Genomic DNA, 25828 nt, shown 5'->3' with positions numbered 1-25828 from the left:
CTCGCGGCACCGTGGGCATGAAGGCTCAGTCATGCCCCTGACACCCTTATCAAGAGGGAGGCGCACCATGCGCTTCAGACACAGAGCCGCGGCAGGTTTCGCGACCCTGTTGCTCCCGCTGGCCGGCATGGTCGGTCTCGCGAGCCCGGCCCAGGCCGCCACATCCGCCACCGCCACCTACGCCAAGGCCTCCGACTGGGGCTCCGGCTTCGAGGGCAAGTGGACGGTCAAGAACACCGGCACCACGAGCATCAGCTCCTGGACCGTCGAATGGGACTTCCCGAGCGGTACGTCGGTCACCTCCGCCTGGGACGCCGACGTCACCTCCTCCGGCAGCCACTGGACCGCCAAGAACAAGTCCTGGAACGGCAGCCTGGCACCCGGCGCCTCCGTCTCCTTCGGCTTCAACGGCTCCGGCACCGGCTCCCCCAGCAACTGCAAGCTCAACGGCGGCAGTTGTGACGGCACGTCGAACCCGCCCGGTGACGCTGCCCCCTCCGCGCCGGGCACCCCCACCGCCTCCGACATCACCAACACCTCGGTGAAGCTCTCGTGGGGCGCGGCGACCGACGACAAGGGCATCAAGAACTACGACGTGCTGCGCGACGGCGCCAAGGTCGCCACCGTGACCACCACGTCGTACACCAACACCGGTCTGACCGCCGGGACGAACTACTCCTACACGGTCCAGGCGCGCGACACCGCCGACCAGACCGGCCCGGTCAGCGGTTCCGTCGCGGTCCGCACCACCGGCGGCACGACCGACCCGCCCACCGGGGACAAGGTCAAGCTGGGCTACTTCACCGAGTGGGGCGTCTACGGCCGCAACTACCACGTGAAGAACCTGGTGACCTCCGGCTCCGCGTCGAAGATCACCCACATCAACTACGCGTTCGGCAACGTCAAGAACGGCCAGTGCGTCGTCGACGACACCTACGCCGCCTACGACAAGGCGTACACCGCCGACCAGTCCGTCAGCGGCCAGGCCGACACCTGGGACCAGCCGCTGCGCGGCAACTTCAACCAGCTCCGCCAGCTGAAGGCCAAGTACCCGCACATCAAGGTGCTGTACTCCTTCGGCGGCTGGACCTACTCGGGCGGCTTCGCGCAGGCCGCGGCCAACCCGGCGGCGTTCGCGGCCTCCTGCAAGGCCGTGGTCGAGGACCCGCGCTGGGCCGACGTCTTCGACGGCATCGACATCGACTGGGAGTACCCGAACGCCTGCGGTCTCACCTGTGACACCTCGGGTCCGGCGGCCTTCAAGAACCTGGTGTCGGCGCTGCGGACCTCGTTCGGTTCCAACTACCTGGTCACCGCGGCCATCACCGCCGACGGCTCCAACGGCGGCAAGATCGACGCGGCCGACTACGGCGGCGCCTCCTCGTACCTCGACTGGTACAACGTGATGACGTACGACTACTTCGGTGCCTTCAACGCGCAGGGCCCGACCGCGCCGCACTCGCCGCTCACCTCGTACAACGGCATCCCGCAGGCGGGCTTCAACTCCGCCGACGCGATCGCCAAGCTCAAGGCGAAGGGCGTGCCGTCCGCCAAGCTCCTGCTCGGCATCGGCTTCTACGGCCGCGGCTGGACCGGCGTCACCCAGGCCGCCCCCGGCGGCACGGCGACCGGAGCGGCGCCGGGCACCTACGAGCCCGGCATCGAGGACTACAAGATCCTCAAGAACTCCTGCCCGGCCAACGGCACCATCGCGGGCACGGCGTACGCCTACTGCGGCAACAACTGGTGGTCCTACGACACCCCGGCCACCATCGCCGGGAAGATGTCCTGGGCCAAGAACCAGGGCCTCGGCGGCGCGTTCTTCTGGGAGTTCAGCGGCGACACCAGCAACGGTGAACTGGTGAGCGCCATCAACAGCAGCCTGTGACAGGCTCCTGAGGGACGCTCCGGTTCACCGGAGCGTCCACCCCCCACAAACGAACACCCTCAAGCAACGTTGACGCTCCCCCAGACTTCGTCCGGGGGGACCCCCACCCAGCGCGTGAATGTGGCTACGCCACATTCACGCGCTGTCCGGGCGGGGCTGCCTCCAGCCACGCGAGAAACCCGGTCAGCGCGTCTTCGCTCATGGCGAGTTCGAGACGGGTGCCGCGATGGACGCAGACGAGGATCACCGCGTCGGAGAGCAGCGCCAGTTCCTCCTCGCCCTCGGACAGCCGCCGCCCGGCGACCTCGATCGAGGCACGCTCCAGAGTGCGGCGCGGACGGTAGGCGTACGAGAAGACGCGGTACCACTCGATCTTGTCGCCGGTGTAGCGGGCGACGCCGTAACTCCAGCCTTTTCCGCTCGTGTCCGGTTTCTCGGGGACGTCCCAGCGCAGCGAACAGTCGAAGGTGCCGCCGGAGCGCTGGATGAGTCTGCGCCGCAGGCCGAACACGAACAGCCCCAGCACCACCAGGGCCACGACGATTCCGCACACAGTCAGAGCGAGGACCATCGACACCGACCTCCTCGTCTCCTAGGTACCGAAAATAGGTAACGGAACGGAAAAAACATCCAGATCTGCCACAGCCGCGGCCGGCTCCGGATCGCTCCGGTGCCGGCCGCGGCTGAGTGACGTCCTCACACGGCGAGCTGGGTCAGCTCGCCGCCGCGGCGCGCAGTCGTACGTCCGCGCGGCGCTCGGCGGTGGCGTCGCCCTCCGCCTTCGCACGCTCCAGCTCGCGCTCCGCGCGCTGGACGTCGATCTCGTCCGACAGCTCGGCGATCTCGGCCAGCAGCGACAGCTTGTTGTCCGCGAACGAGATGAAACCGCCGTGCACCGCGGCGACGACCGTCCCTCCCTCGCTCGTACGGATCGTCACGGGGCCCGACTCCAGCACACCGAGCAGCGGCTGGTGACCGGGCATGACGCCGATGTCGCCGGACGTGGTGCGCGCGACGACCAGGGTGGCCTCGCCGGACCAGACCTCTCGGTCGGCCGCGACCAACGCGACGTGCAGCTCAGCAGCCAAGGTGGCTCCTCGGGTCACCACCCGGCGGTCGCGCCGGGTGTTGGTTACAAGTCTAGTGGGCGTGGCAGAGGGGGCGGGACGAACCCCGCCCCCTCCGGTGTGAGCCGTACGGCTCAGTCACTGCTCGGCGTCAGGAGACGCCCAGCTCCTTGGCGTTGCTCTTCAGGTCCTCGATGCCACCGCACATGAAGAACGCCTGCTCCGGGAAGTGGTCGTACTCGCCGTCGCAGATCGCGTTGAAGGCCGCGATCGACTCGTCCAGCGGGACGTCCGACCCGTCGACGCCGGTGAACTGCTTGGCGACGTGGGTGTTCTGGGACAGGAAGCGCTCCACGCGACGGGCACGGTGGACGACGAGCTTGTCCTCCTCGCCCAGCTCGTCGATACCGAGGATCGCGATGATGTCCTGGAGGTCCTTGTACTTCTGCAGGATCGTCTTGACGCGCATGGCGGCGTCGTAGTGGTCCTGCGCGATGTACCGCGGGTCCAGGATGCGGGACGTCGAGTCCAGCGGGTCCACGGCCGGGTAGATGCCCTTCTCGGAGATCGGACGGGAGAGAACCGTCGTCGCGTCGAGGTGGGCGAACGTGGTGGCCGGGGCCGGGTCGGTCAGGTCGTCCGCGGGGACGTAGATCGCCTGCATCGAGGTGATCGAGTGACCGCGGGTCGAGGTGATGCGCTCCTGGAGGAGACCCATCTCGTCGGCCAGGTTCGGCTGGTAGCCCACCGCGGAGGGCATACGGCCGAGCAGGGTCGACACCTCGGAACCGGCCTGCGTGAAGCGGAAGATGTTGTCGATGAAGAACAGCACGTCCTGCTTCTGCACATCGCGGAAGTACTCCGCCATGGTCAGACCGGCGAGGGCCACGCGCAGCCGGGTGCCCGGCGGCTCGTCCATCTGACCGAAGACCAGCGCGGTCTTGTCGATGACGCCGGAGTCCGACATCTCCTCGATGAGGTCGTTGCCCTCACGGGTGCGCTCACCGACACCGGCGAACACGGAGACACCGTCGTGGTTGTTGGCGACGCGGTAGATCATCTCCTGGATGAGCACCGTCTTGCCGACGCCGGCACCACCGAACAGACCGATCTTTCCACCCTTGACGTACGGGGTGAGGAGGTCGATGACCTTGACGCCGGTCTCGAACATCTCGGTCTTCGACTCGAGCTCGTCGAAGTTCGGGGCCTTGCGGTGGATGCTCCACCGCTCGCCGTCGTAGGTCTCGTCGACGTTCAGCACCTCACCGAGGGTGTTGAACACCTTGCCCTTGGTGAAGTCACCGACGGGGACGGTGATGCCCGTACCGGTGTCGGTGACGGCGGCCTGGCGGACCAGACCGTCGGTGGGCTGCATGGAGATGGTGCGGACCAGGCCGTCACCCAGGTGCTGGGCGACCTCCAGGGTCAGCGTCTTCTTCTCGCCGGCGTTGGCCGGGTCGGCCACCTCGACGTGCAGCGCGTTGTAGATCTCCGGCATCGCGTCGACGGGGAACTCCACGTCGACGACCGGGCCGATGACCCGGGCGACGCGGCCCGTGGCCGTCGCGGTCTCAACAGTGGTGGTCATTAGCGGTCACTCCCCGCGGTCGCGTCGGCCAGGGCGCTGGCGCCACCGACGATCTCGCTGATTTCCTGGGTGATTTCGGCCTGGCGGGCCGCGTTGGCAAGCCGGGAGAGCTGCTCGATCAGGTCTCCGGCGTTGTCGGTGGCCGACTTCATCGCGCGCCGCGTGGCGGCGTGCTTGGAGGCGGCCGACTGGAGAAGCGCGTTGTAGACGCGGCTCTCCACGTAGCGGGGCAGGAGGGCGTCGAGGACGTCCTCCGCCGACGGCTCGAAGTCGTACAGCGGAAGGATCTCGTCCTTCGTCGCCGACTCCTCCGCCACCTCGTCGAGGCTGAGCGGCAGCAGACGGTCGTCGAGCGCCGTCTGCGCCATCATCGACACGAACTCGGTGAACACGATGTGGATCTCGTCCACACCGCCGTCCGCCGTCTCCGTCTCGATCGCCTCGATCAGCGGGGCCGCGACCTTCTTGGCGTCCGCGTACGTCGGCTCGTCGGTGAAGCCCGACCACGACCCCGCGACCTTGCGCTCACGGAAGTTGTAGTGGGCGACACCACGGCGGCCGACGATGTACGTGACGACCTCCTTGCCCTCGCGCTCCAGCCGCGCGGTGAGCCGCTCGGCCTGCTTGATGGCGTTGGAGTTGAAGGCACCGGCCAGACCGCGGTCGCTCGTCAGGAGCAGCACCGCGGACCGCGTGACCGTCTCGGCCTGCGTGGTCAGCGGGTGCTTTGTGTTCGAACCGGTCCCCACCGCGGTGACCGCGCGGGTCAGCTCGGTCGCGTACGGCGCGGAGGCGGTCACCTTGCGCTGTGCCTTGACGACACGCGAGGCGGCGATCATCTCCATCGCCTTGGTGATCTTCTTGGTCGCGGTGACGGATCGGATGCGACGCTTGTAGACCCGGAGCTGGGCTCCCATGAGTCAGGTCCCTTCCTACGTCACTTGGCGGCGGGCGAAGCGTCCTCGCCGAGCAGCTTGCCGTCGCTCGTCTCGAACTGCTTCTTGAACTCCGCGATCGCGTCGGCGATGGCCGTCAGCGTGTCGTCGGAGAGCTTGCCGCCCTCGCGGATGGAGGTCATGAGGCCCTGCTCCTTGCGGTGCAGGTACTCCAGGAGCTCCTTCTCGAAGCGGCGGATGTCGACGACCGGGACGTCGTCCATCTTGCCGGTGGTGCCGGCCCACACCGAGACGACCTGGTCCTCGGTCGACATCGGCTGGTACTGGGCCTGCTTCAGCAGCTCGACCATGCGCTGACCGCGCTCCAGCTGCGCCTTCGACGCGGCGTCCAGGTCGGAACCGAAGGCGGCGAACGCCTCCAGCTCACGGAACTGGGCCAGGTCCACGCGCAGACGGCCGGAGACCTGCTTCATCGCCTTGTGCTGGGCGGAACCACCGACGCGGGAGACGGAGATACCGACGTTCAGCGCGGGGCGCTGACCGGCGTTGAAGAGGTCCGACTCCAGGAAGCACTGGCCGTCGGTGATGGAGATGACGTTGGTCGGGATGAACGCCGAGACGTCGTTGGCCTTGGTCTCGACGATCGGCAGACCGGTCATCGAGCCGGCGCCCTCGCCGTCGGAGAGCTTCGCGCAGCGCTCCAGCAGACGGGAGTGCAGGTAGAAGACGTCACCCGGGTAGGCCTCGCGGCCCGGCGGGCGGCGCAGCAGCAGCGACACGGCGCGGTAGGCGTCGGCCTGCTTCGACAGGTCGTCGAAGATGATGAGGACGTGCTTGCCCTCGTACATCCACTGCTGACCGATGGCCGAACCGGTGTACGGCGCCAGGTACTTGAAGCCGGCCGGGTCGGACGCCGGGGCGGCGACGATGGTCGTGTACTCCAGCGCGCCGTTCTCCTCCAGCGCGCCGCGGACCGACGCGATGGTCGAGCCCTTCTGGCCGATGGCGACGTAGATGCAGCGCACCTGCTTGTTCACGTCGCCCGAGCGCCAGTTGTCGCGCTGGTTGATGATCGTGTCGACGGCCAGGGCGGTCTTGCCGGTCTGACGGTCACCGATGATCAGCTGACGCTGGCCACGGCCGATCGGGGTCATCGCGTCGACGGCCTTGTAGCCCGTCTCCATCGGCTCGTGGACCGACTTGCGCTGCATGACCGTGGGGGCCTGCAGCTCCAGCGCGCGGCGGCCGGACGTCTCGATCTCGCCGAGGCCGTCGATCGGGTTGCCGAGCGGGTCGACGACGCGGCCGAGGTAGCCCTCGCCCACCGCGACGGACAGGACCTCGCCGGTACGGCTGACCGGCTGACCCTCCTCGATGCCGCTGAACTCACCGAGGACGATGGCGCCGATCTCGCGCTCTTCCAGGTTGAGCGCGAGGCCGAGGGTGCCGTCCTCGAACTTCAGCAGTTCGTTGGCCATGGCCGAGGGAAGACCCTCGACCTTCGCGATGCCGTCGCCGGCAAGGGTGACCGTACCGACCTCCTCGCGCGAGGCCGCGTCCGGCTTGTACGACTGGACGAAGTTCTCCAGCGCGTCCCGGATCTCCTCCGGCCGGATCGTGAGCTCCGCCATCTGGGTTCCCTGCTCTCCTTGTTGGGCCCGAAGTTTCTTGGGGGATCTGGGGGTTCCCCCCAGAAACTTTGCATCCACTGCACGGCCCAACGAGGGCCGTCCGTACTCCTGCTTGTTCTGTTGCTGCTAGCTCGCCATGCGGCGGGCGGCGTCGTCGATACGGTCCGCGAGGGAACCGTTGATCACCTCGTCACCGACCTGCACCCGGATCCCGCCGAGGACCGCGGGGTCCACGTCCAGGTTGAGGTGCATACGGCGGCCGTAGAGCTTCGCCAGGCTGTCGGCCAGGCGCTGCTTCTGCCGGGCGTCCAGCGGGACCGCCGAGGTGACGACGGCCACCATGCGGTCGCGGCGGTCGGCGGCGAGCTTGGACAGGGACTCGAGTCCCGCTTCCAGGCTACGGCCTCGCGGCGCGGTCACAAGGCGCGTCACCAGACGCTCGGTGGCCGCGTCGGCCCGGCCGCCGAGCAGGCTGCGCAGCAGCGTGCTCTTCGCCGGGGCGGTGGCCTTCCGGTCGGTCAGTGCGGCGCGCAGCTCGGTGTTCGAGGCGACGATCCGGCCGAAGCGGAACAGTTCGTCCTCGACGTTGTCGAGCCGGTTCGCCCGCTGGGCGGCCGTGAGGTCGGCGGTGTCCGCCAGCTCCTCCAGCGCGTCCACCAGGTCACGCGACTGGGACCAGCGGGCGCGCACCAGTCCGGCCACCAGGTCGGCGGTCGTGCCGTCGACCTGCCCGCCGAGCAGGCGCTGGGCCAGCTCGGCCTTGGCCTCACCGGACTGCGCCGGGTCGGTCAGGACCCGACGCAGCGACACCTCGCGGTCGAGCAGCGCGGTGACCGCGGCCAGCTCGTCGGCGAGCCGCGCCGCGTCCACGGACACGCGGTCCGTCAGCGCGTCGAGACGCTCGCGTGCGGCTGCCAGGGCATCGCGGCTCGCTCCGTTCATCGCGACGCCTCGGCCTTCGTCGCCTTGTCATCGAGTTCGTCGAGGAAACGGTCGATGACGCGGCTCTGGCGGGCGTGGTCCTCCAGGGACTCACCGACCAGCTTTCCGGCCAGCTCGGTGGCGAGCTTGCCGACGTCCTGGCGCAGCGCGGACGCGGCGGCCTTGCGGTCGGCCTCGATCTGGGAGTGACCGGCGGCGACGATCTCCTCACGCTGCCGCTGGCCCTCGGCGCGCATCTCAGCGATGAGCGTCGCGCCCTGCTCCTGCGCCTCCTGGCGCAGGCGCGCGGCCTCGTGCCGGGCCTCGGCGAGCTGAGCCTTGTACTGCTCCAGCACGCTCTGTGCCTCGGTCTGCGCGGCCTCGGCCTTCTCGATACCGCCCTCGATGGCCTCGCGGCGCTCTTCCAGAACCTTGTTGATGTTCGGAAGGAGCTTCCAGGCAAGGAAGCCGAAGACGATGACGAAGGCGAGCAGGCCGATGACAAGCTCGGGGATCGGCGGGATGAGGGGGTTCTCAGCCTCCCCTTCAGCCGCCAGGATGAGCAGCTGGCTCATGTCGTTGCCTTTCGTCTGGGTTGCTGGTCGTCAGCCTGAGTGATCAGGAGCCGTAGACGAACGGCATAACCAGACCGATCAGGGCGAGCGCCTCACAGAAGGCGAAGCCGAGGATCTGGTTGGCGCGGATCAGACCGGCCGCCTCGGGCTGGCGGGCCAGGGCCTGGGTGCCGTTACCGAAGATGATGCCGACGCCGACGCCGGGGCCGATGGCGGCGAGACCGTAGCCGATGGAGCCGAGGGCCTTCAGGTCACCGGTGACAGCGGCGAGAGTCTGGGACATGCCAGTTCTTCCTTCTCTTTCAAGGACCGGTGGGGGTTGGCCACCGGACGTCTGCGGGGTGGGAGTTGGCGGTGCTCAGTGGTGCTCGGCGAGCGCGCCCTGAATGAAGCTGCAGGTCAGGAGCACGAAGACGTACGCCTGAAGGGCCTGAACGAAGAGCTCGAAGGCCGTCATGACGATGACCATGATGAACGAGACACCGGCGTAGGCGATCCCGATGCCGTTCAGCAGGTACCAGCTGGCGATCGTGAAGAGCAGCAGCAGCGTGTGGCCCGCGAACATGTTCGCGAAGAGTCGCACCGCGTGCGTGAACGGTCGGACGAGCAGGTTCGAGAAGAACTCGATCGTCATCGACAGCGGCAGCACCGCACCCAGCGACTTGTCGTATCCGGTGAAGTTCTTGAAGGCACCGACGAACCCGTGACGCTTGAAGGTGAGCGACACCCAGAGGATGTACACGATCAGAGCGAGCACGAGCGGGTACGAGATGATCGACGTCACCGGGAACTGGGCGATCGGGATGATCGACCAGAGATTCATCATCCAGATGAAGAAGAACAGGGAGACGACGAGCGGGACGTACTTCTCACCTTCCTTCTTGCCGATGGTCTCGTAGACGACACCGCGGCGGATGAAGTCGTAGCCGGCCTCGGCCACCATCTGGAGCTTGCCCGGGACCACCTTCGGCTTGCGGAAGGCGGCCCAGAAGAAGCCGATGATGACGACCGAGCCGAGCAGCGCCAGCAGCATCGTCTTGTTGAAGTAGACGGCGTCGTCCTGGTGACCCCAGATGGGCTCGAACAGGAACGAGTGCAGGCCCGGAGCCGGGAAGCCACAGCCGTCGAAGATGTGGCAGTCGGTCTCGAAGGCGAGCACCTGCGTCGGGTCAGCACTCACCGCGGGCTCCTTCAGCGTGGCGCATAGGTACGGCAACCTCGTTGTGTCGGCGCGGCGCGGGGCCGCGGTTCGGCACGGGACTGGTGTAACGGATGTGAGGGCGGCTGGGGGGCATCTCGCCTCGCGATTGAGCAGGCGTCAGCTCGGATGCCCGCGCCCGCGATGCCGCAGTTGGCACCGGACGATAGCAGGATCTCTCAGACGTCTTTATCCCGCCCCTACCCGTCACGACGAGTGCCCCGTTTTGTGGGCTTTCTCGTGGTGCGCGGAGGAGGTCGAATCAGGTTCGACGTAGAGGGTCTTGGCCTTCATGTGGGCCCGCGTCTGCGCCGCGGTCCAGGCCAGCGTGCCGACCAGCAGCGTGATGGCGAACGCCCGGGGATTGAACAGCGTCGTGTTCTTGAACGCGGCCAGGAAGACGAACAGCAGCAGGATCTGGGCCGCGTAGAGCATGAGCCCCATGGCCTGGAACAGGTGCGGAAGCGTTTTCGCGGTGCGCTGGAGGACGTAGAGGCCGAGTCCCATGAAGAGGATGACCACCACCGTCGCGACGGCGGCCCCGACTGCCCCCTTGCCGCCCGCGACCACGCCGCTGACAGCGGCGGCGATCGCGCCGACGGCAGCCGTGGGCACGGCGGCCTGGGCCAGGGTCCGGACGTCGTTGGACGGCATGGCGGCATCTCCGCTTTCAACGGGGGGCAGGGGTGTCGTCATGGACGAGCGTAGTCCCCGTCCGAGGGGCGAGAGACAGCCTGCCTACCTCGCACCAAGAGGCCGTCGCACTGCGGCCCTTCGGCTCTGTCGGGGGTTCTCGTGAACCGTATCACAAACTATTTGATGAGGTCTTTACCTGGATGGTGTGCTTGCTGTCACACGTGAGGGTGAAGGTGCACGTCTGTGCAGGTGAGGCGCCCACTTGTCTGGTATTAGGGGCCTTTGCCCGCCCGCGCTTTCCCCACGGTTTGGCAATGCTCTCGTCAGATTCTTACCTTGCCGCGGTCAGCGGGCGGTCCGGGAGCGGGGCCCGACGGCCGTCGCCCCGTTGACGCGGGAGGCGCCCGCGGCGACCGGCGTACGGTCCCCGGCGGCGTCCGGCACCGCCCCGGCGGCCGTCTCCGTGCCCGCCGTACCGCCGGCCTCCTCCGCAGCCCCCTCGGCCCCCGTGGTCCCCGCCTCGCCGGCCGCCTCCGGCCGGGCCTTGCGGCGCCGGTAGCGCGGCGGGACGAACGCCTCCGCCCAGCGCGGCGCCCGCGGCGTGAAGCGGGGCAGCAGGAGCAGCAGGAGCCCGATCGCGCTGAGGATCACGACACCGAGGACGATCCACATGGACGCCGAGTTGACCGAGTAGGCCAGGGCGCCGAACGCGATCAGCGCGGACCAGAAGTACATGATCAGCACCGCCCGGCTGTGCGAGTGCCCGGTCTCCAGCAGCCGGTGGTGCAGGTGCCCCCGGTCCGCGGCGAACGGCGACTGCCCGCGCCAGGTGCGGCGCACGATGGCGAGGATCAGGTCGGCGGCCGGGATGGCGATGATGGTGAGCGGCATCAGCAGCGGGATGTAGACGGGCACCATCTGGTGCACGGTGCTGCGCTCGGAGCCGCCGAACAGCCGGTCGGGGTCGACCTGTCCGGTGACGGAGATCGCCCCCGCGGCCAGCACGAGGCCGATGAGCATCGACCCGGAGTCGCCCATGAAGATGCGGGCCGGGTGCATGTTGTGCGGGAGGAAGCCGAGGCACATGCCCATGAGGATCGCGGCGAAGAGCGTCGCGGGGGCGGCGGCCTCGATGCCGTACGAGTACCAGATGCGGTAGGCGTACATGAAGAACGCGGCGGCGGCGATGCAGACCATGCCCGCGGCGAGACCGTCGAGGCCGTCGACGAAGTTGACGGCGTTGATGGTGATGACGACCAGGGCCACCGTCAGCAGGGTGCCCTGCCACTGGGTGAGCGCGACCGTGCCGACGCCGGGGATGGGCAGCCACAGGATGGTGAGGCCCTGGACGACCATGACGCCCGCGGCGATCATCTGCGCGCCCAGCTTGATGAGGGCGTCGATCTCGAACTTGTCGTCGAGGACGCCGACCAGCCAGATCAGGGCGGCCCCGGAGAGCAGGGCGCGCGGCTCGTTCGACTTCACGAAGACGTCGTTGAGGTTGGTCAGGTGGTCCGCGACGAGCAGGCCCGCGCAGAGGCCGAAGAACATCGCGATGCCGCCCAGCCGGGGCGTGGGCTCCCGGTGCACGTCCCGTGCCCGGATCTCCGGCATCGCTCCGGCCACGATCGCGAACTTCCGTACCGGCCCTGTCAGCAGATACGTCACCGCGGCCGTGACGCAGAGCGTCAGGAGGTATTCACGCACGGGCTTCCCCACAGGTCTCGCTGGCCGTCTCAGCCCCACACCCTAGCGATGTGCGCATATGGTTGGGGACTTCCGGGTAGCGACGATGGTTGCACGTACGGCTGTGTGCGGGAGCGCGCAGGCCTCGGACCGGTGTCCGATCAGCGCGGTCCGGGCGGGAATTCCCCGGCCAGTTCCCGTACGTCGTCCCGTGCCCGGCGGGCGTCGAGGTCGCCGCGCAGCACGCCCGCGAGGAGTACGGCGATGCGGACCATCTCCTTCTCGGCCATTCCCTGCGTGGTCACCGCGGCGGTGCCCAGGCGCAGGCCGCGCACGTCCGCCTCCGCGGTGTCGGGGCCCCCGGTGTGCGGCAGGGCGCAGCAGTCCAGGACGATTCCGGCCGCCGCGAGCCTGGCGCGCGCGGTGCGGCCGTCGGTGCCGAGCGGGGCGGGGTCGGCGGTGATCAGGTGGGTGTCGGTGCCGCCGGTGACGACGGTGAGGCCCTCCTCGGCGAGGCGGGCGGCGAGGACGCGGGCGTTGGCGACGACCTGGCGGGTGTAGGCGGCGAACTCCGGGGTGGCCGCCTCCCCGAAGGCGACGGCCTTCGCGGCGACCGCGTTCATCTGGGCCCCGGCCTGGGTGAAGGGGAACACCGCGCGGTCGACGCGGCCCGCCAGGTCGGCGCCGCAGAGGATCATGCCGCCGCGCGGCCCGCGCAGCACCTTGTGGGTGGTGGCGCAGACGATGTCGGCGTACGGCACCGGGCTGGGGGCCGCTCCCCCGGCGACCAGGCCGATGGGGTGGGCGGCGTCGGCGATGAGGTAGGCGCCGGTCTCGTCGGCGACCTCGCGGAAGAAGGCGTGGTCGAGGTGGCGGGGGTAGGCGATGGAGCCGCAGACGATCGCCTTGGGCCGGTAGGTGCGGGCCAGGGAGCGGACCTGGGCGTGGTCGACCAGCCCGGTGGCGGGGTCCAGGCCGTAGGGCACGAAGTCGAACCAGCGGCCGGAGAAGTTCGCGGGCGAGCCGTGGGTGAGGTGGCCGCCGTGGGAGAGGCCGAGGGCGAGGACGGTGTCGCCGGGGCGCAGCAGGGCGGCGTAGGCGGCGAGGACGGCGGTGGAGCCGGAGTGCGGCTGGACGTTGGCGTGGTCGGCGCCGAAGAGCGTCGTGGCGCGGTCGATCGCGAGGCGTTCGGCGGCGTCGACGACGTCGCAGCCGCCGTGGTGGCGGGCGCCCGGGTAGCCCTCGGCGTACTTGTTGGCGAGCGGGGAGCCGAGGGCGGCGAGGACGGCGGCGGAGGTGAAGTTCTCGGCGGCGATCAGCTGGAGCGTGGACGCCTGCCGGTCCTGCTCGGCGTCGACGAGGGCGGCGACCTCGGGGTCCCGCCCGCGCAGGACGTCGGCCGCGGTGGCGGGGGTGACCGGCATGGCGGACTCCGGGGCGTCGGCGGTGACGTACGTCCAATGTAGGCCGACGCGGCGGCGGGCGCCTGCGGGTGGGGCGGCGGGCGGGCCGGAGTGGCCGCGCGGGTCAGGTGCGGGCCGTCACGCCGGTCAGGGCGGTGACCACGGGGTCCAGGGCCTGGTGTATCTCGTCGCCGATGGAGCGGAAGAACGGCAGGGGCGCGCCGTAGGGGTCGTGGACCTCGTCGGCCTCGACGGTGGGGGCCAGCAGCCAGCCGCGCAGGGCGGCCGCCGCGCGGACCAGGGCGCGGGCCCGCATCACCACGCCCTCGTCGAGCGGGGGCAGGGTGGCCGGGTCGATCGCGTTGACCAGGCGGGTGAACTCCTTGAGCGTGAAGGTGCGCAGGCCCGCGGAGTGGCCCATGGAGATGACCTGGGCGCGGTGGTCGCGGGTCGCGGTGAGCACCAGGTCGGCCATGATCACGTGCTCGTCGAGGAGTTCGCGGCCGGTGAAGCCGGTGGCGTCCGCGCCGAAGTCGGCCAGCACGGTCTCGGCGTTGCTCTCCATCGGCGCGCCCTCGTGGCCCCAGGTGCCCGCGCTCTCCACGATCAGCCCGCCGCCGAGCACGCCGAGGCGCTGGGAGACGAAATGGCGGGTCAGCCGCTCGGTGATGGGCGAGCGGCAGACGTTGCCGGTGCTGACGTGGAGGATGCGGAACGTGTCGCGCGGGAAGCCGAACGTCGTCGTCTGTTCCGCGGCGCGCTCCACGGCGCCTATGCCACGCCCCGCGTCAGGGGCTGTCAATTCGCCACCTCGAGGTCGGGTACGACCTTGCGCAGCTCGTCCGCGGAGATCGCGCCGGCCCGCAGCAGGACGGGGACCTCCCGGCTGACGTCGACGATCGAGGAGGGCACGATGCCGGGCGTGGGGCCGCCGTCGAGGTAGACGGAGACGGAGTCGCCCAGCATGTTCTGCGCGGCGTCGCAGTCCTCCGGCGCGGGGTGGCCGGTGAGGTTGGCGGAGGAGACGGCCATGGGGCCGACCTCGGTGAGCAGCTCGATGGCAACGGGGTGCAGCGGCATGCGGACGGCGACCGTGCCGCGGGTGTCGCCGAGGTCCCACTGGAGAGACGGCTGGTGGCGGGCGACGAGGGTGAGGGCGCCGGGCCAGAAGGCGTCGACGAGTTCCCAGGCCAGCTCGGAGAAGTCGGTGACGAGGCCGTGGAGGGTGTTCGGGGAGCCGATCAGGACGGGCGTGGGCATGTTGCGGCCGCGGCCCTTGGCGTCGAGCAGGTCGGCGACGGCCTCCTTGGAGAAGGCGTCGGCGCCGATGCCGTAGACCGTGTCGGTCGGCAGGACGACCAGCTCGCCGCGGCGGACGGCGGAGCCTGCTTCGCGCAGACCTGTCACGCGGTCGGTCGCGTCGTTGGTGTCGTATCGCCGTGCCATGTCTAACGGGCCTCCTCGTGCACGTACTGCGCGGAATGACGTTCGGGGTCGGTCACGGCGTCGCCCTGCGGGCGGTGGCGAAGCGCGGACGCTTGTTGAGGTCGGGGTGGTCGGCCGCGTCGGCCCAGCCGCGTTCCTCGGTGAAGATCCACGGGACCTGGCCGCCCTGGGTGTCGGCGTGCTCGATGACGACGACACCGCCGGGGCGCAGCAGGCGGTGGGCGGTGCGTTCGATGCCGCGGATCAGGTCGAGGCCGTCCTCGCCGGAGAACAGGGCGAGTTCGGGGTCGTAGTCGCGGGCCTCGGGGGCGACGTACTCCCACTCGGTGAGGGGGATGTACGGCGGGTTGGAGACGACGAGGTCGACCTGGCCGTCGAGGTCGGGGAAGGCGTCGAGGGCGTTGCCCTGGCGGAGGTCGACGCGGGACCCGGCCATGTTCTTGCGGGTCCACACGAGGGCGTCCTCGGACAGCTCGACGGCGTGCACGCGTGAGCGGGGGACCTCCTGGGCGAGGGCGAGCGCGATGGCGCCGGAGCCGGTGCACAGGTCGACGATGAGCGGTTCGACGACGTCCATGGCGCGTACGGCGTCTATGGCCCAGCCGACGACGGACTCGGTCTCCGGCCGGGGCACGAACACTCCGGGGCCGACCTGGAGTTCCAGGTAGCGGAAGAAGGCGCGGCCGGTGATGTGCTGGAGCGGCTCGCGCTGTTCGCGCCGGGCGATGACCTCCCAGTACCGGGCGTCGAAGTCCGCGTCCTTGACGGAGTGCAGCTCGCCCCGCTTCACACCGTGCACGAACGCGGCGAGCTCCTCCGCGTCGTTGCGCGGCGAGGGCACGCCGGCGTCGGCGAGCCGCTGAGTGGCCTGGGCCACCTCTGCGAGCAGCAGGTTCACGCAAGTCCTCCGTGTGGTCGGCGGGGGGCGGCGGGGTCGGCGGTGGTACTCGTCCCGTACGCGTCCGTAGCTTCGTACGTCGCTTACGTGGCTGGGGTGCGGGGGGCTTGCGGGGCGGCGGGGCTGCGGCTGTGCGGGGTCAGGCGGCGGCGAGCTTCGCGGCGGAGTCGGCGTCGACGCAGGCCTGGATGACGGCGTCGAGGTCGCCGTCGAGGACCTGGTCGAGGTTGTACGCCTTGAAGCCGACGCGGTGGTCGGAGATGCGGTTCTCCGGGAAGTTGTAGGTGCGGATCTTCTCGGAGCGGTCGACGGTGCGGACCTGGCTGCGGCGGGCGTCGGCGGCCTCCCGCTCCGCTTCCTCCACGGCCGCCGCGAGCAGCCTGGAGCGCAGGATACGCATCGCCTGCTCCTTGTTCTGGAGCTGGCTCTTCTCGTTCTGGCAGGAGGCGACGACGCCGGTGGGGAGGTGGGTGATGCGCACGGCGGAGTCGGTGGTGTTGACGGACTGCCCGCCAGGCCCGGAGGAGCGGTAGACGTCGATGCGGAGGTCGTTGGGGTTGATCTCGACGTCGACCTCCTCGGCCTCGGGGGTGACGAGGACACCGGCGGCGGAGGTGTGGATGCGGCCCTGGGACTCGGTGGCGGGGACGCGCTGGACGCGGTGCACGCCGCCCTCGTACTTGAGGCGGGCCCACACGCCCTGGCCGGGCTCGGTGGTGCCGCGGGTCTTCACGGCGACCTGGACGTCCTTGTAGCCGCCCAGCTCGGACTCGGTGGCGTCGATGATCTCGGTCTTCCAGCCGACGCGCTCGGCGTACCGCAGGTACATGCGCAGCAGGTCCCCGGCGAACAGGGCGGACTCGTCGCCGCCCGCGCCCGCCTTGACCTCCAGGATGACGTCCTTGTCGTCGTTGGGGTCCCTGGGTACGAGCAGCAGGCGGAGCCGGTCGGTGAGGTCCTCGCGCTGCTTCTCCAGCTCCTTGACCTCGGCGGCGAAGTCCGGGTCGTCGGCGGCGAACTCGCGAGCGGTCTCGATGTCGTCGCCGGTCTGCTTCCAGGAGCGGTAGGCGGTGACGATCGGGGTCAGCTCGGCGTACCGCTTGTTGAGCTTGCGCGCGTTGGCCTGGTCGGCGTGGACCGACGGGTCGGCGAGCTTCGTCTCCAGATCGGCGTGCTCACCGATGAGTTCCTCGACGGCCTCGAACATCTCTGGCTCCTGATACTGCGGACGGAAGGGAAGGCGGGCGACCAAAAACGCCGGTCCCGGCGCGCCCCCGGGCGGGAGCGCGGCCGTGGACCGGCGGTTGGGGGCTCGCTACTTCTTGGAGCCGGCGGCCTTGCCGAAGCGGGCCTCGAAGCGGGCCACGCGGCCACCGGTGTCGAGGATCTTCTGCTTGCCCGTGTAGAACGGGTGGCACTCGGAGCAGACGTCGGCGCGGATGGAACCGGCCTCGATCGTGCTGCGGGTGGTGAACGACGCGCCGCAGGTGCAGCTGACCTGCGTCTCGACGTACGTGGGGTGGATGTCGCGCTTCAAGGTGTCTCCTAGGTTTCGGGAGGGCGCCGGGTCGCAGACCGCGGGATGCGGAAGCGTGAACCGGAGCCGACGGACCAGTCTGCCAGGACTGGCCGCATCCCCCAAAACCGGGGGGCGGGGTGATCTATTCCCCGGCGGGCGCGGGCGGGGCGGGCGCCCGCCGGGGAGCGGAGTTCACGGCGTCGGGGCGGACGCGGGGGCCGGGGTGGGGGTGGCGGTGACGACGCCGTCCGCGTCGCCGGTGGCGTTGCCCTCGGTGGCGCTCTTCGGGATCGGCCGGTCGTTCTTGAGCGCCGTCCAGACCTGCTCGGCCTTCTTCTCCTCGACGACGACCCGGTTGGGGTCGGCGGGGTCGTAGCGGACCGGCATGGTGACCATGGTCATGCCGGAGGAGTCGATGCTCTTGAGGCCGTTGGCAAAGGACATCAGCGCGTTGAGCGAGCCGAGGTCGGAGTCGGTGGTGACGGCTTTGGTGGCGGTGTCGGCGAGGCCGTAGAGCCGGGGGCCGGTGGAGAGCAGCCCGAGGTGCTTGACCTGGTCGACGAGGGCCTTGACGAAAGCCTGCTGGAGCTGGATGCGGCCGAGGTCGGAGCCGTCGCCGACGCCGTGCCGGGTGCGGACCAGGGCGAGGGCCTGCTTGCCGTCGAGGGTGTGCGTGCCGGCCTTGAGGTTCAGGTGGCTCTCGTGGTCCTTGATGTCCTCGGTGGTGGTGATCTTCACGCCGCCGAGTTCGTCGATGAGCTTGCGGAAGCCGGTGAAGTCGACCTCCAGGTAGTGGTCCATGCGGATGCCGGTCATCTTCTCGACGGTCTTGACGGCGCAGGTCGCGCCGCCGGTGGTGTACGCCGAGTTGAACATGACGTTGCGGGCCGCGTCCTGGGTGTCGCCGTCGGGGCCGGTGCAGGCGGGGCGGTCGACGAGGGTGTCACGGGGCACGGAGACGACGCTCGCGCTCCGGTGGCCCTCGTAGACGTGCACGATCATCGCGGTGTCGGAGCGGGCGCTGCCGTCGTCGGTGCCGCCGCCGAGCTTCTTGTTGGCGCCGGAGCGGGTGTCCGAGCCGAGGACGAGGATGTTCTCCGAGCCGTCGTCGACCTTGACGGGCCGGTCGGTGCCGAGGGCCTGGTCGATGTCGACGCTCTGGATGTTGCCGTTGAGCTTGAAGTAGACGTACCCGAGTCCGGCGCCGCCGAGGAGGACGATCCCCGCGGCGGCCCAGGCGGCGATCAGCAGGCCCTTGCGTCTCGCGCGGCGGCGGCCGTCGGCGGGTGGACCTCCGGCGGATTCGCCGTCGGTGGCGTCGGCGGGGTCCCCGCTGCTTCCCGGTGTGCCGGAGGAGCCCGGTATTCGGGGCTGCGGCGTGTTCTCGGCGGTCATGCGCTCCTCGGTTCTCGTCCCCGGTCGGTTACCCCCTGCGGCCGGGGTCAGGCCTGGCCCGCCGGTCGGGAAGCGCTCCCGAACCGCCCCGAACCGGTCTCCGGACCGCCCGGACGCGGTCGGGAAGTGTCCCGGACCGTTCCGGAGCCGATCCCGGATCGTTCCGGAAAAGACCCTTACGCACCATGGTCACTCCGTCCGGTCAGACGGCGAAACTCGGGGAAAGGTTGCGCGACGCCCTGTGCCCGGTCCGTGGCGGACCGGGCACAGGGCGTCGGCGGTGAGCCGGGCGGCGGCGGTGGTCCGGGCCGCCGCCCCGTCCACCCGCGGCGTCAGCCGAAGAGGTCGTACTGCTTGAAGGTGGTGCCCAGCGAGAGGCGGGCGGCGAAGGCCGCGCTGCCGGACTTGCCGGTGCCGCGCAGCAGGTAGAGCGTCCCGCCGGGAGTGCGGGCGAGGAAGTCGGCCCGGCTGTCGCCGTTGACGTCGCCGACGGCCGCGAACGCGTTGTACGCGCTGCCGCTCCAGGTCGTGATCTTCACTCCGGCGGCGAAGGTGCCGTTGCCGCGGCCCTTGTAGAGGTAGACGGCGCCGTTGCTCTTCTTGCGGGCGACGAGGTCGGCGATGCCGTCGCCGCTGAAGTCGCCGTGGCCGCGGACCCAGCTGAAGGACTTCCAGCCGGTACCGGCCTTGACGCGGGCGGCGAACGTGCCGTTGCCCTTGCCGGGGTAGACCCACAGGACGCCCGCGGAGTCGACGGAGACCAGGTCGGGCTGGTAGTCCCCGGTGACGTCGCCGGGCGCGAGGACGGCGAGCCTGCTCTTCCAGTTGTCGCCGACGAGCTTGGTGGACCAGGCGTTGCGGGAGGGCACGAAGTGCTTCCAGAAGACGTCGCCGTCGGAGGCGCGCCGCACCAGCAGGTCCTGGTAGTCGTCGCGGTCGAGGTCGGTCTGGAGGACCAGGTCGAAGCCGCTCCAGTCGCCCCAGGACTCGCGTCCGGCGAGCGAGGTGCCCTTGGAGTCCCGCTCGTAGCCGGTCCGGCCGCTCGCGGTGCGCATCCACAGGTCGGCGTAGTGGTCGCCGCTCAGGTTGGTGTCGTCGAGCCGGGGGTACGTCACGCCGACGTACGTGGAGACCTTGGTGAAGACGCTGTACGCGCCGCGCGCGACGCAGTCCCGCACGCCCCAGGAGACGACGCCCGCGATCCGGCCGCCGACGACGAGGGGGCCGCCGGAGTCGCCGTTGCAGGACGACGTGGTGCCCGTGTCGGAGCCGCTGGCGGGGGCGCCCGCGCAGACGTTGTGGCCCTTGATGAAGTCGGCGCCGTAGAAGCCCGCGCAGGTCGCGTCGGACCGGATCGGCAGATCGGCCGTCTTCAGGGTGGCGGAGAGGTCCTGCGTGGTGGAGGTGGTGCGGCCCCAGCCGTAGACCTTCGCCGCGGTCCCGGCCTTGTACGAGGCGGTGTCGGCGGCCGTCGTCATCCGGATCGGGGTGACCTTGACCGGCACGTTCAGGGTGAGCACCGCGATGTCGTTGTCGATGGTGACGGAGTTGTACGACGGGTGGTTCCACTGGCGCCAGACGCCGACGGCGGTGCCGCCGTGCAGGCTGTCGGCGTCGGCGAGCGTGGTGGCGCCGACGACGGCGGTGCCGTGGGCCTTCCAGTTGTAGCCCTTGACGCAGTGCGCGGCGGTGAGGATCTTCGTCGGGGCGACGACGGCGCCGCCGCAGAAGAAGCCGATGTCGTCGGCGGTGGAGGCGGTCCCCCGGTCGTCGCCGTACCAGAGCTGCGCCATCCAGGGCGCCTTGGCGATGGTCGTCGTCGTCCCGCCGATGATCTTCGGGTCGATGCGGCCCGTGCGGGTGTCCGCGGCGCCGCTGAGCGCCGACCTGGACGTGGCGCCGGGCAGGTCGTCACCGGCGGTGGCGACGGCGAGGCGGTGGTTCAGCTCCTTCGCCGACGCGGTCGCGGACGCCGGACGCGCGGGCGACGGCGGGTTCGACGCCGCCTGGGCCGGCGTCAGGAAGAGGGCGCCTGCCACGGCCGCGGCGACACCGGCCGCGGTCATGGGAAGGGCGATGCGCCACGGCCGTCTGTGCCGTCCGCCCCCGGACGCGGTGGTACCCACTCAAGTCCCCCCTGGGATCTGAAGTTGTGAAGGTTCTCGGTCGAATGCGTGACCGAATCGCGTGATCGTACCCCGGCCCGGAACAGCGGAAAGGGCCGCCCCCCACGCGGTACTTCACGTGGGGGGCGGCCCTTCGCGATCCGGTCGGTCCCGGACGACGCGTCGCGGTCGGCGACTAGTCGTTGTTGTTGCCCGGGGTAGGCGTCGTCTTCTGGATCTGCATGAGGAACTCGCCGTTGGACTTCGTCTGCTTCATCTTGTCGAGAAGCAGCTCGATGGCCTGCTGCTGGTCGAGGGCGTGCAGCACCCGGCGGAGCTTCCAGACCACGGCCAGCTCCTCGTTGCCGAGCAGGATCTCCTCCTTGCGGGTGCCGGACGCGTCGACGTCCACCGCGGGGAAGATGCGCTTGTCGGCGAGCTTGCGGTCGAGCTTGAGCTCCATGTTGCCGGTGCCCTTGAACTCCTCGAAGATCACCTCGTCCATGCGGGACCCGGTGTCGACCAGCGCGGTGGCGAGGATGGTGAGCGAGCCGCCGTCCTCGATGTTGCGGGCCGCGCCGAAGAACCGCTTCGGCGGGTAGAGGGCGGTCGAGTCGACACCACCGGACAGGATGCGGCCGGAGGCGGGCGCGGCCAGGTTGTAGGCGCGGCCCAGACGGGTGATGGAGTCCAGCAGGACGACCACGTCGTGGCCCAGCTCGACGAGGCGCTTGGCGCGCTCGATGGCCAGTTCGGCGACGGTGGTGTGGTCCTCGGCGGGGCGGTCGAAGGTCGAGGAGATGACCTCGCCCTTCACCGACCGCTGCATGTCGGTGACCTCTTCCGGACGCTCGTCGACGAGGACGACCATCAGGTGGCACTCGGGGTTGTTGTGGGTGATCGCGTTGGCGATCGCCTGCATGATCATGGTCTTGCCGGTCTTCGGCGGGGCCACGATCAGACCGCGCTGGCCCTTACCGATCGGCGACACGAGGTCGATGATGCGGGTGGTGAGCACGCCCGGGTCCGTCTCCAGGCGGAGGCGGTCCTGCGGGTAGAGCGGGGTGAGCTTGTTGAACTCCGGCCGCCCGCGGCCGTGTTCGGGCGCCATGCCGTTGACGGAGTCGAGGCGGACGAGCGCGTTGAACTTCTCGCGCCGCTCGCCTTCCTTCGGCTGGCGGACCGCGCCGGTGACGTGGTCGCCCTTGCGCAGGCCGTTCTTGCGGACCTGGGCGAGCGAGACGTACACGTCGTTCGGGCCGGGCAGGTAGCCGGAGGTCCGGATGAAGGCGTAGTTGTCGAGGATGTCGAGGATGCCCGCGACGGGGATCAGGACGTCGTCGTCGGCGAGCTGCGGCTCGGCGGTGCCGATCTCGTCGCGTCCGCGACGGCCCCGGCGGTCGCGGTAGCGCCCGCGACGGCCGCGACGGCCGCCCTCGAAGTCGTCGTCGTCCTGCGGACCGGCGTTGCGGTCGCTCCGGTCACTGCGGTCGCTGCGGTCGCTGCGGTCCTGACGGCCGCCGCTCTGCTGCTGGCCCTGCTGCTGGCGCTGGCCGCCCTGGCCGCCCTGCTGCTGGTCGTCGCCCTTGCCGCGGCGGTCGCGGTCGCGGCCCCGCTCGCGGCGGTCGCGGCGACGGCCCTCGGCGCCGTCGGCGTCACCCTGCTGCTGGTTCTGGTCGCCCTGGCCGGACTGCGCGGCCGCGGCGGGGGCGGTCTCGGTCTTCTGCGCGCTCTTCGCCTCGGCCGTGACGGTCTCGGGGCTGCCCGCCTCGGCGGTGGCGCGGCGGCGACGGCGCTCGACGGGGGCGTCGTTGCTGGCCGGCTGACCGGGGATCTCGATCTGCTGCTGGGCGGTGGCCTTCTCGGCGGGGGCCTCGGCCGGGGCCGCGTCCGCGGCCTTCTCGGCGGCGGCGTCACCCGTACGGGCCTTGGAGGTGGCGCGGCGCTTGGGCTTGGTCTCGGCGGGGGCCTCGGCCTTCGCCGCCGGGGCACCGCCTCCGGCCTGCGCCTCCTTGATGACCTCGATCAGCTGGCTCTTGCGCATCCGCGCGGTGCCCCTGATGCCGAGGCCCGAGGCGACCTGCTGCAGCTCGGCCAGCACCATGCCCTCGAGGCCGGTTCCCCGGCGCCGCCGGGAGCCGGCACCGGTGGCAGGCGCGGAGGCGTCCGTGGCGGGCGCGGCAGCGGTCTCCTCGACACGTGCGCCCATCAGATCGGTGGTGTCGCTCACGAAGGGTCCTTCCCTGGAGCGGACGTCGGCCTGTCTGGCTCGGCGACCGGTTGTGCTGTCCGGCTTCGGTCCTTGCTGTGGCGAAACCGGGGCGGTGGTCCGCCTAAGCGGCGGAAGAGATTTCTGGTGATGGCGCTTCCCCGACGTGTCGTGACACCCGGTGTCACGTGGCGCGGTCGCACCGATTCCGGAGCGTGCCCGTCGGACCGCTCAACGTCGCCGTACGGCGTACTGCCCAGGTACGACATACGGAACGCAGTGCGGCGTGGGGAGCTCCCGGAAGAATGTCTGTCCCGAAGGGGGACACGAGGCACCGCGCCATGGTGGGGTCGGGTGCAGACTTGAGGTTAACACTACCGGATGCAACAAACATTCCCCCTCTCGAAATCCGGCGACCGTGCGCTGTCACAGGTCGCCGGAGGGCGCGAGCGGCAGCACGCTCGCCCCCTGAAGGTCCAGGCTGAGCCGGTTGGCCGCCCAGTCCGCGCCCGCCAACTGCTCGACCTTGTCGGCCGTTCCGGCGTCGGCGAGCGCCATGACGGTGGGTCCGGCACCGGAGATCACCGCGGGAATCCCGTCGCCGCGCAGCCGCTCGACGAGGGCGGCGCTGTCCGGCATCGCGGGGGCGCGGTACTCCTGGTGCAGCCGGTCCTCGGTGGCGGGCAGCAGCAGTTCGGGACGCCGGGTGAGGGCTTCGACGAGCAGGGCGGCGCGGCCGGCGTTGGTGGCGGCGTCGACGTGCGGGACGGTGCGCGGGAGCAGGCCGCGGGCGGTCTCGGTGAGGACCGGCTTGCCGGGGACGAAAACCACCGGAACGATGGAATCGGAGGGTTCCATCCTGATGGCGCGGGCGGCGCCGGCCTCCATCCAGGACAGCGTGAAGCCGCCGAGCAGGCAGGCGGCGACGTTGTCGGGGTGGCCCTCGATCTCGGTGGCCAGTTCCAGCAGGGCGGCGTCGTCGAGACGGGCCTCACCGCCTATGGTCACGGCGCGGGCGGCGACGATCCCGGCGCAGATGGCGGCGGAGGAGGAGCCGAGGCCGCGGCCGTGCGGGATGCGGTTGGCGCAGACGATCTCCAGGCCGCGCGGCTGGCCGCCGAGGACGTCGAAGGCGGTGCGCAGGGAGCGGACGAGGAGGTGTTTCTCGTCGCGCGGCAGGGTTTCGCTGCCCTCACCCGCGATGTCGATGTGCAGCCCGGAGTCGGCCACCCGGACGACGACGTCGTCGTAGAGCCCCAGCGCGAGGCCCAGGGCGTCGAAGCCCGGACCGAGGTTGGCGCTGGTGGCGGGGACGCGCACCCGGACGGCGGCGGCGCGGAACGCTGGACCGGCCATCGCTCGTTGACTCTCCTTGAGCTGCGTGATGGTCGAAGGACATTCGATGACGGAATGACGGAATGACGGGGTGACGAGGTGGAGGGGGCTGTGGCGGGCCGGGGCGGAGGATCGGGGATCAGGGGATGGTGTACGGGAGACCCTGGTCCGCTGCGTCCGGCGCGGCGCCGACGACGGCGCCCTCACACGGAAGGCATATGCGGGAGGCGGGTTCGGTACAGCCTATCGAAGGAAGGTTCTGTGGCGACATAGGGCGCACAGGAGGCGCACGATGCGTGTCGTAAGCCCCCCGTGCACCCCCTGATCACGGTGCTCCCGGTGCCGCCGGGCGGGTCCGCCGGGTGCGGTCAGGCGAGTCCGAGCCGGGCGGCCGCGGTCACCGCGTCGACGGGGACGGTCACCGGCTGCGGAGCGCCGGCCACGGCCCAGTCCGGGTCCTTGAGGCCGTTGCCGGTGACGGTGCAGACGATGGTCTGGCCGGAATCGACCTTGCCCTGCTCGGCGGCCTTGAGCAGACCGGCCACCGACGCGGCCGACGCGGGCTCCACGAAGACGCCCTCCTGCGCGGCCAACAGCCGGTAGGCGCGCAGGATCTCACGGTCCGTCACCTCGTCGATGAGCCCGCCGGACTCGTCGCGGGCGGCCAGCGCGTACTGCCAGGACGCCGGGTTGCCGATGCGGATCGCGGTGGCGATGGTCGCGGGGTCCTTGACGACCTCGCCGCGCACGATGGGCGCGCTGCCGGAGGCCTGGAAGCCCCACATGCGCGGGGTGCGGGAGGCGATGCCGTCGGCGGCGTACTCCTTGTACCCCTTCCAGTACGCGGTGATGTTGCCCGCGTTGCCGACGGGGAGGACGTGGAGGTCGGGGGCGTCGCCGAGCATGTCGACGATCTCGAAGGCGGCCGTCTTCTGGCCCTCGATGCGCACCGGGTTGACCGAATTGACCAGCGCCACCGGGTAGTTGTCGCTCAGCTCGCGGGCCAGGGTGAGGCAGTCGTCGAAGTTGCCGTCGACCTGGAGGATCTTCGCGCCGTGCACGAGGGCCTGGCCCATCTTGCCGAGCGCGATCTTGCCCTGCGGGACGAGGACGGCGGAGACCATCCCGGCGCGCACCGCGTAGGCGGCGGCGGAGGCGGAGGTGTTGCCGGTGGAGGCGCAGATGACCGCCTTGGCGCCCTCCTCCTTGGCCCGGGTGATCGCCATCGTCATGCCGCGGTCCTTGAAGGACCCGGTGGGGTTCGCGCCCTCGACCTTGAGGTGGACCTCGCAGCCGGTGCGCTCGGAGAGCACCTGTGCGGGCACGAGGGGCGTACCGCCCTCGCGGAGCGTCACGACGGGCGTGCTGTCGGAGACGGGGAGCCGGTCCCGGTACTCCTCGATGATTCCGCGCCACTGGTGGGTCATTGCTC

The 25828-nt window shown here is 70.3% G+C and carries 23 protein-coding genes; 1 reads left to right on the top strand and 22 read right to left on the bottom strand.

What is annotated here, in order from left to right:
• Positions 1–67: 67 nt before the first annotated feature.
• The gene (locus tag ACIQPQ_RS07805; RefSeq protein WP_401301010.1) at positions 68–1888 is read left to right on the top strand and encodes a glycosyl hydrolase family 18 protein; all 1821 of its coding nucleotides are present in this window, start codon (positions 68–70) and stop codon (positions 1886–1888) included.
• Between the two features lie 124 nt (positions 1889–2012).
• Here the strand turns inward: ACIQPQ_RS07805 and ACIQPQ_RS07800 are convergent, their stop codons facing one another.
• The 22 genes from ACIQPQ_RS07800 to thrC all read right to left on the bottom strand — a co-directional run bounded on the left by ACIQPQ_RS07800 (position 2013) and on the right by thrC (position 25823).
• Positions 2013–2459: a DUF2550 domain-containing protein gene (locus ACIQPQ_RS07800; RefSeq protein WP_401301008.1), complete on the bottom strand. Its 447-nt coding sequence runs from the start codon at positions 2457–2459 to the stop codon at positions 2013–2015.
• A 142-nt stretch (positions 2460–2601) separates the two neighbouring features.
• On the bottom strand, positions 2602–2976 hold the full coding sequence (locus tag ACIQPQ_RS07795) for a F0F1 ATP synthase subunit epsilon (protein WP_383778521.1): 375 nt from the start codon (positions 2974–2976) through the stop codon (positions 2602–2604).
• Positions 2977–3106: 130 nt separating this feature from the next.
• Positions 3107–4543: a F0F1 ATP synthase subunit beta gene (gene atpD, locus ACIQPQ_RS07790; protein ID WP_383778520.1), complete on the bottom strand. Its 1437-nt coding sequence runs from the start codon at positions 4541–4543 to the stop codon at positions 3107–3109.
• The gene (locus ACIQPQ_RS07785) at positions 4543–5460 is read right to left on the bottom strand and encodes a F0F1 ATP synthase subunit gamma (protein ID WP_401301003.1); all 918 of its coding nucleotides are present in this window, start codon (positions 5458–5460) and stop codon (positions 4543–4545) included. The genes atpD and ACIQPQ_RS07785 overlap by 1 nt, the downstream gene beginning before the upstream one ends.
• 20 nt (positions 5461–5480) lie before the next feature.
• Positions 5481–7070: a F0F1 ATP synthase subunit alpha gene (gene atpA / locus ACIQPQ_RS07780; protein WP_383778516.1), complete on the bottom strand. Its 1590-nt coding sequence runs from the start codon at positions 7068–7070 to the stop codon at positions 5481–5483.
• Positions 7071–7196: 126 nt separating this feature from the next.
• Positions 7197–8012 carry a F0F1 ATP synthase subunit delta gene (locus ACIQPQ_RS07775; protein ID WP_401301001.1) on the bottom strand — a complete coding sequence of 272 codons (816 nt, stop codon included), beginning with the start codon at positions 8010–8012 and terminating at the stop codon, positions 7197–7199.
• A complete protein-coding gene (locus ACIQPQ_RS07770; RefSeq protein ID WP_383778513.1) occupies positions 8009–8566 on the bottom strand; it encodes a F0F1 ATP synthase subunit B in 558 nt (185 codons plus the stop codon). Before ACIQPQ_RS07770 ends, ACIQPQ_RS07775 begins: the two co-directional genes overlap by 4 nt.
• A 43-nt stretch (positions 8567–8609) precedes the next feature.
• Positions 8610–8849 carry an ATP synthase subunit C gene (locus ACIQPQ_RS07765; RefSeq protein WP_005311859.1) on the bottom strand — a complete coding sequence of 80 codons (240 nt, stop codon included), beginning with the start codon at positions 8847–8849 and terminating at the stop codon, positions 8610–8612.
• A gap of 75 nt (positions 8850–8924) precedes the next feature.
• Positions 8925–9761, bottom strand: a complete 837-nt coding sequence (gene atpB, locus ACIQPQ_RS07760; protein ID WP_383778524.1) for a F0F1 ATP synthase subunit A — start codon at positions 9759–9761, stop codon at positions 8925–8927.
• A 210-nt stretch (positions 9762–9971) separates the two neighbouring features.
• Entirely contained in the window at positions 9972–10418 is a 447-nt protein-coding gene (locus tag ACIQPQ_RS07755; RefSeq protein ID WP_401301563.1) for a hypothetical protein, read from the bottom strand.
• A gap of 327 nt (positions 10419–10745) precedes the next feature.
• Positions 10746–12107 (bottom strand): MraY family glycosyltransferase, encoded by a 1362-nt coding sequence (locus ACIQPQ_RS07750; protein WP_401300998.1) that lies wholly within the window; start codon positions 12105–12107, stop codon positions 10746–10748.
• A gap of 140 nt (positions 12108–12247) precedes the next feature.
• Positions 12248–13510 carry a serine hydroxymethyltransferase gene (glyA, locus tag ACIQPQ_RS07745; RefSeq protein ID WP_401300995.1) on the bottom strand — a complete coding sequence of 421 codons (1263 nt, stop codon included), beginning with the start codon at positions 13508–13510 and terminating at the stop codon, positions 12248–12250.
• Between the two features lie 103 nt (positions 13511–13613).
• Positions 13614–14291, bottom strand: a complete 678-nt coding sequence (locus tag ACIQPQ_RS07740; protein WP_383778506.1) for a protein-tyrosine-phosphatase — start codon at positions 14289–14291, stop codon at positions 13614–13616.
• On the bottom strand, positions 14288–14935 hold the full coding sequence (locus ACIQPQ_RS07735; protein WP_401300992.1) for an L-threonylcarbamoyladenylate synthase: 648 nt from the start codon (positions 14933–14935) through the stop codon (positions 14288–14290). The genes ACIQPQ_RS07740 and ACIQPQ_RS07735 overlap by 4 nt, the downstream gene beginning before the upstream one ends.
• A 52-nt stretch (positions 14936–14987) precedes the next feature.
• Positions 14988–15833, bottom strand: coding sequence for a peptide chain release factor N(5)-glutamine methyltransferase (gene prmC, locus ACIQPQ_RS07730; protein ID WP_401300989.1), 846 nt, complete (start codon positions 15831–15833; stop codon positions 14988–14990).
• A 139-nt stretch (positions 15834–15972) separates the two neighbouring features.
• Entirely contained in the window at positions 15973–17040 is a 1068-nt protein-coding gene (gene prfA, locus ACIQPQ_RS07725) for a peptide chain release factor 1 (protein WP_383778502.1), read from the bottom strand.
• A gap of 108 nt (positions 17041–17148) precedes the next feature.
• Entirely contained in the window at positions 17149–17370 is a 222-nt protein-coding gene (gene rpmE / locus ACIQPQ_RS07720) for a 50S ribosomal protein L31 (protein ID WP_383778500.1), read from the bottom strand.
• Positions 17371–17544: 174 nt separating this feature from the next.
• Entirely contained in the window at positions 17545–18747 is a 1203-nt protein-coding gene (locus ACIQPQ_RS07715; protein WP_401300986.1) for an LCP family protein, read from the bottom strand.
• A 332-nt stretch (positions 18748–19079) separates the two neighbouring features.
• Positions 19080–20813, bottom strand: coding sequence for a trypsin-like serine protease (locus ACIQPQ_RS07710; protein ID WP_401300984.1), 1734 nt, complete (start codon positions 20811–20813; stop codon positions 19080–19082).
• A gap of 235 nt (positions 20814–21048) precedes the next feature.
• Positions 21049–23082, bottom strand: a complete 2034-nt coding sequence (rho, locus tag ACIQPQ_RS07705; RefSeq protein ID WP_401300981.1) for a transcription termination factor Rho — start codon at positions 23080–23082, stop codon at positions 21049–21051.
• 405 nt (positions 23083–23487) lie between these two features.
• Positions 23488–24417, bottom strand: coding sequence for a homoserine kinase (gene thrB / locus ACIQPQ_RS07700; protein WP_401300979.1), 930 nt, complete (start codon positions 24415–24417; stop codon positions 23488–23490).
• 347 nt (positions 24418–24764) lie between these two features.
• Complete coding sequence (thrC, locus tag ACIQPQ_RS07695; protein ID WP_401300976.1) at positions 24765–25823, bottom strand: threonine synthase; 1059 nt, start codon at positions 25821–25823, stop codon at positions 24765–24767.
• Positions 25824–25828: the final 5 nt, after the last annotated feature.

Source organism: Streptomyces sp. NPDC091281, assembly GCF_044757425.1.
Lineage (GTDB): Bacteria > Actinomycetota > Actinomycetes > Streptomycetales > Streptomycetaceae > Streptomyces.
Note: the sequence above shows the minus strand (reverse complement) of the source record. Positions and strands in the feature narration are given on the sequence as shown.

What these genes read in the sequence shown, in the direction of transcription:
- ACIQPQ_RS07805 (WP_401301010.1), top strand. Translation starts at nt 68, where the DNA reads ATGCGCTTCAGACACAGAGCCGCGGCAGGTTTCGCGACCCTGTTGCTC.
- glyA (WP_401300995.1), bottom strand. Translation starts at nt 13,510, where the DNA reads ATGCCGGTCACCCCCGCCACCGCGGCCGACGTCCTGCGCGGGCGGGAC.
- atpA (WP_383778516.1), bottom strand. Translation starts at nt 7,070, where the DNA reads ATGGCGGAGCTCACGATCCGGCCGGAGGAGATCCGGGACGCGCTGGAG.
- ACIQPQ_RS07775 (WP_401301001.1), bottom strand. Translation starts at nt 8,012, where the DNA reads ATGAACGGAGCGAGCCGCGATGCCCTGGCAGCCGCACGCGAGCGTCTC.
- ACIQPQ_RS07755 (WP_401301563.1), bottom strand. Translation starts at nt 10,418, where the DNA reads ATGCCGTCCAACGACGTCCGGACCCTGGCCCAGGCCGCCGTGCCCACG.
- ACIQPQ_RS07785 (WP_401301003.1), bottom strand. Translation starts at nt 5,460, where the DNA reads ATGGGAGCCCAGCTCCGGGTCTACAAGCGTCGCATCCGATCCGTCACC.
- ACIQPQ_RS07800 (WP_401301008.1), bottom strand. Translation starts at nt 2,459, where the DNA reads ATGGTCCTCGCTCTGACTGTGTGCGGAATCGTCGTGGCCCTGGTGGTG.
- ACIQPQ_RS07765 (WP_005311859.1), bottom strand. Translation starts at nt 8,849, where the DNA reads ATGTCCCAGACTCTCGCCGCTGTCACCGGTGACCTGAAGGCCCTCGGC.
- ACIQPQ_RS07710 (WP_401300984.1), bottom strand. Translation starts at nt 20,813, where the DNA reads ATGACCGCGGCCGGTGTCGCCGCGGCCGTGGCAGGCGCCCTCTTCCTG.
- ACIQPQ_RS07735 (WP_401300992.1), bottom strand. Translation starts at nt 14,935, where the DNA reads ATGGCACGGCGATACGACACCAACGACGCGACCGACCGCGTGACAGGT.
- ACIQPQ_RS07715 (WP_401300986.1), bottom strand. Translation starts at nt 18,747, where the DNA reads ATGACCGCCGAGAACACGCCGCAGCCCCGAATACCGGGCTCCTCCGGC.
- thrC (WP_401300976.1), bottom strand. Translation starts at nt 25,823, where the DNA reads ATGACCCACCAGTGGCGCGGAATCATCGAGGAGTACCGGGACCGGCTC.
- thrB (WP_401300979.1), bottom strand. Translation starts at nt 24,417, where the DNA reads ATGGCCGGTCCAGCGTTCCGCGCCGCCGCCGTCCGGGTGCGCGTCCCC.
- atpD (WP_383778520.1), bottom strand. Translation starts at nt 4,543, where the DNA reads ATGACCACCACTGTTGAGACCGCGACGGCCACGGGCCGCGTCGCCCGG.
- ACIQPQ_RS07770 (WP_383778513.1), bottom strand. Translation starts at nt 8,566, where the DNA reads ATGAGCCAGCTGCTCATCCTGGCGGCTGAAGGGGAGGCTGAGAACCCC.
- prfA (WP_383778502.1), bottom strand. Translation starts at nt 17,040, where the DNA reads ATGTTCGAGGCCGTCGAGGAACTCATCGGTGAGCACGCCGATCTGGAG.